Genomic DNA, 4,310 nt, shown 5'->3' with positions numbered 1-4,310 from the left:
GGTCCCCGCGCCCCGCCCCGGGGCGGGGCGCGGGGGCGTCCGACCCGCCCGGGCGTCATCGCCCGGATAGTGACCACGGGGGGAACAGGGGCCGGCCGGCCCGGGGGGTGTCGGCCGGCCCTTGCGGGGTACGCCGCGGCCATGACCGCTGCGTCCCGCCGCCGTCCCGCCGCACGGCCCCGGCCTCGCCCTGCCGCCCCACCTCGCCCCGCACGGCCCGGTGACCGCGCCGGCCGGGGAGCCCGGGGATGACCGGGCAACTCTTCGCCTTTCGTTTCGACTCGCGGTTTCGCCCGCTGTTGGCCCTGCTCGGGGTCCGGCCGTCGACCGCCTGGGTGCGGGTCGACGCCGACGACCTGGCGGTACGGTTCGGGCCGTGGCGGCTGCGCACCCGCCGGGAGAACGTCGCCGGCGTCGAGGTCGGCGGTCCGTACCGCTGGTGGCGGGCGATCGGGCCGCACCTGTCCGGCGCCGACGCGGGCGTCACCTTCGGCAGCACCACCGCCGGCGGGCTCTGCGTCCGGTTCGTGCGACCGGTGCCCGCCCTGCTGCCCGGCGGCTGGCCGCGTCACCCCGGGATGACGGTGACCGTCGCTGATCCCGCCGCGCTGGCCCGCGCCCTGGCCGCGCCGGCCGGTGGCTGAGCGCGGGGCCAGGTATGGGGGACGGGATCAGACCGGGACGGGGGCGGGGGCGCCGTCGTCGGGTGTCCGGCACACCGGAGCCCGCGCTGCGCGCCGCCCGGGATCCGACCCGGCCGGGTGACCGGGCCGGCCGGCACGTCGCCGTACCCGAACGGGTGGGGGTGCCGGCCGGTCCCGTCCCTCGGGAGAGCCGGCTGCGCCGCTGGCTGTTCGTGCACCAGGTGCAGCCGGTCGGCCCGGAGACCGCCGAGGGGCAGGCCCGGTCGCACGCCTGGTGGCGGGTCATGTGTCTGACCGGCGTGGACTACTTCTCCACCCTGTCGTACCTGCCGGGCATCGCGGCCCTGGCCGCCGGGGCGCTGTCCCCGCTGGCGACCCTGCTGATCGTGGCACTGACCCTGTTCGGCATGCTGCCGATGTACCGCCGGGTGGCGCGGGACAGCCCGCACGGCCAGGGCTCGGTGGCGATGCTGGAGCGGCTGCTGCCGTTCTGGCGGGGCAAGATCTTCGTGTTGATCCTGCTCGGCTTCGTGGCCACCTCGTGGATCGTCACGATCACCCTTTCCTCGGCCGACGCCACCGTGCACATGTTGCAGAACCCGTACCTGCCGGAGGCGTTCAGCGGCACCACCGTCGCGGTGGTCGTCACGGTGGTGCTGCTGCTGATCCTGGGTGGGGTGTTCCTGCTCGGCTTCCGGGAGGCCGTGGCGGTGGCCGTCCCGCTGGTCGCCGTCTTCCTGGCGCTGAACGCGGTGATCGTGGCGGTGTCGCTGATCGAGATCGCCGGCGACCCGCGCCTGCTGGCGGGCTGGACCGGGGCGCTGAGCGCGGGCGGCGGACCGGGTGAGGTGGCGCTGACCGCGGCGATGGCGTTCCCGTTGCTGGTGCTGGGGCTCTCCGGCTTCGAGACCGGGGTGAGCATGATGCCGCTGGTCGCCGGGCATGGGCCGGACGCGCCGGCCCGGCTGGCCGCGCGGATCCGCAACACCCGGCGGTTGCTCACCGTCGCCGCGTTGATCATGTCGGTCTACCTGCTCTCGACCACCTTCGTCACCACGGTGCTCATCCCGCCCGAGAAGTTCGCCGCGGGTGGGCCCGCCAACGGGCGGGCCCTGGCCTACCTCGCCCACCAGCAGGTCGGTGAGGCCTTCGGCACGCTGTACGACGTGAGCAGCGTCCTCATCCTGTGGTTCGCCGGCGCCTCGGCGATGGCCGGGTTGATCAACATCGTGCCGCGTTACCTCCCCTCGTACGGGATGGCGCCGGAGTGGGCGCGGGCGGTGCGGCCCGTGGTCATCGTGTACACGCTGGTCTGCATCGTGTTGACCGTCCTCTTCCGGGCCGACGTCGACGCGCAGGCCGGGGCGTACGCCACCGGGATCCTGGCGATGATGGTCTCCGCCGCGGTGGCGGTGGCGATCGCCGCGGTCAGCCGCCGGCAGCGTGGCGTCGCCGTCGGCTTCACCGTGCTCACCGTGGTCCTGCTGTACGCGCTGGTCGAGAACGTGATCGCCAAGCCGGACGGGATCGCCATCTCCGGCCTGTTCATCCTCGGCATCATCGCCGTGTCCCTGGTGTCCCGGGTCAGCCGCACCACGGAACTGCGGGCGGAGCGGGTCGAGTTCGACGAGCCGGCCCGGCGGTTCATCGCCGATTCGGTGGCCCATGACGGCCGGCTGCACGTGATCGCACACAAGCGGCGCAGCGGCGCGGTCAAGGAGTACACCATCAAGGAGCGGGCCCAGCGCGGGCTGAACCCGGTGCCGGGCGCGACCGACGTGCTCTTCCTGGAGATCGACGTGGTCGACCCGTCCGGGTTTCGCCACGTGCTGCGGGTACGCGGCGTCGAGGTGGGTGGGTACCGGGTGCTGCGCGCCAGCAGCCCGGCCGCGCCGAACGCGATCGCGGCGATCCTGCTGGCGCTGCGCGATGCCACCGGTGTCCGCCCGCACGCGCACTTCGAGTGGTCGGAGGGGAACCCGATCGCCCACCTGCTGCGGTACCTGATCCTGGGGCGCGGTGACACCCCGCCGGTGGTGCGGGAGATCCTGCGCAAGTCCGAGCCCGATCCGGCCCGCCGACCCGGCATCCACGTCGGCGGCTAGGCCGACACCGGGGCGTAAGGCCGACTCCTTCCTGCTTCGAGGCCGCTACCGGTACGCCGTTGTGCACAGACCTGGGGCCGGAATCCGGTCTGATGATATGTGAAAGCGAATGGAGTACTTATTCACGTATGCCGGATATCGGCCTTTCGTCACCGTACGGTTCCTTCTGGTGGCTGTCGCGACGTCAGCCGCTCCGCGCCCGTTTTGGTGCGGCCGTATTTCACCTGTACGAGAGGCAGGAACCTGATGTCCACGTACCAAGGGAGCCGGGGGTCGACGCGACCCCGACGGCGGTCCCGCTGGTTCTTGGCCGGTGGTTTGGTCACGGGCACCCTGGTGGCCGGAGCGGTGGGCCTGACCGGCGTCGCCGCCTCGGCCGCCGAGCCTGACCGTCCGGCGCCGACCCCGGCCGAGTCCGCAGCGACGTTGCCGAGTGAGGTGCCCGGCACGGACCGGGCACCGGAGGATCAGGGGGAGGATCCGCAGCGTCCCGACGCCGATGAGACCCCCGAGCAGGCCGCGGCCGACTGGCCCGACGAGGCGGCGGCCGAGGGACCCGAGCGCGCGCCCACCCGGCCCGCCGGTAACAACGGGCGCCCGCCGGACGACAAGATCTGGCGGTTGGCCTGTGACTCCGCCGGGCTCATCACCGCGCTGGTCCGCGCCAACGCCGAGGGCGGTGCCACGCTGCGGCTGGCCGAGAATTGCACCTACACCCTGACCCACGCGTTCCAGCAGCCCGACGAGTACGACGGCGGAATCCGGGACGCGCGGGAGGCCAACGACGCCGCGGAGACCCCCGGCGACGCCGAGGCGCCTCCGCGCAACGCGGCCGACGACAAGGCGGGCCTGCCCGTCATCTACCACGCGATCACCATCGAGGGCTCCGGCGCCACCATCGTCCGGGGCGTGAACGCCGAGGACTTCCGGTTCTTCACCGTCCGCGACGGGGGCGAGCTGACCCTGCGCGACGTCACCCTGCGCAACGGCAGTTCGAAGGCGGAGGGCGGCAGCATCCACATCGTGCACGGCGCGACGGCGGTCGTGGAGAGGGTCACCGTCGCCAACAGCACCTCGCTGTCCGCGGAGGGCGGCGGTGGCGGCATCTTCAACGACGGCAACCTCCAGATCAGCGACAGCACGCTGGTCGGCAACCGGGCCGCCGGCACCCAGGGCAAGGGCGGGGGCCTGCTCAACGGCGGTGTGATGGCCATGCACCGCACCGAGTTCCGGCACAACAGCGCGGTCAGTTACGGCGGTGGCCTGGCCAACTTCCGGGCGGCCGGGGACGTCTACTCCTCGACCTTCGTGCGGAACAACGCGGGGCAGGGCGGCGGGTTGGCCAGCTTCTCCGCGCGTACCAAGGTCTTCGACACCGCCGTCGTCGGCAACAGCGCGGAGGTCGGCGGCGGACTCGCCAACTCCGACGCGGTGTTGGTGCTGCGGCAGCTGACGGTCCGCGACAACGTCGCCACGGTCTCCGGCGGTGGCATCTCCACCGTGCAGGGCCTGCTGCCGATGGACGACAGCGTGATCAGCGGCAACACCACGCGCGGCAAGG

The 4,310-nt window shown here is 73.0% G+C and carries 3 protein-coding genes; all 3 read left to right on the top strand.

The window, feature by feature from the left end; all coding sequences use genetic code 11:
- Positions 1-248: 248 nt before the first annotated feature.
- Positions 249-644, top strand: a complete 396-nt coding sequence (locus AB0M52_RS31290) for a hypothetical protein (protein ID WP_363961165.1) — start codon at positions 249-251, stop codon at positions 642-644.
- 14 nt (positions 645-658) lie between these two features.
- The gene (locus AB0M52_RS31285) at positions 659-2,749 is read left to right on the top strand and encodes an amino acid transporter (protein ID WP_363961163.1); all 2,091 of its coding nucleotides are present in this window, start codon (positions 659-661) and stop codon (positions 2,747-2,749) included.
- 246 nt (positions 2,750-2,995) lie between these two features.
- Positions 2,996-4,310: hypothetical protein (locus AB0M52_RS31280; protein WP_363961161.1), on the top strand; the 1,315-nt coding region annotated here is incomplete at its 3' end.

The organism is Micromonospora sp. NPDC051296 (assembly GCF_040682255.1).
In the GTDB taxonomy this organism is placed as follows: domain Bacteria; phylum Actinomycetota; class Actinomycetes; order Mycobacteriales; family Micromonosporaceae; genus Micromonospora; species Micromonospora craterilacus.
This window is presented reverse-complemented; position numbering and strand designations above follow the sequence as displayed.